Origin of the sequence: Salifodinibacter halophilus, from assembly GCA_012999515.1 — a bacterium.
GTDB lineage: Bacteria > Pseudomonadota > Gammaproteobacteria > Nevskiales > Salinisphaeraceae > Salifodinibacter > Salifodinibacter halophilus.
Genome location: JABEEB010000843.1, coordinates 1 through 230 on the forward strand (window position 1 = coordinate 1; position 230 = coordinate 230).

Annotated in this window: 1 protein-coding gene; it reads right to left on the bottom strand. The window is 58.7% G+C overall.

Annotated features, from left to right (window positions below; genetic code table 11):
- Positions 1 to 7: 7 nt before the first annotated feature.
- On the bottom strand, positions 8 to 220 hold the full coding sequence (locus HKX41_13940; protein ID NNC25234.1) for a TonB-dependent receptor: 213 nt from the start codon (positions 218 to 220) through the stop codon (positions 8 to 10).
- Between the last annotated feature and the right edge of the window lie 10 nt (positions 221 to 230).

Consider the following 230-nt stretch of genomic DNA (forward strand, 5'->3'; position numbering starts at 1 on the left):
CGAACGCTCAGTCGAACTTGTAAACGAATTCGGCCGAGATTTCACGACCCACGCGCTGGAACACCCGCTCGTTGGCGTAGGCGAAGAACTTCTTGTACGGGTCCTTGTAGTCGGCTTCGTCGAACAGGTTGTCCACGTACAGGTTGACCCGCGCCTGCTCGGTCAGCTGATAGCCCGCGGTCAGGTTGAAATACACCGGCGCCTTGAGCTTGCCGACCATGTGGCAGGTG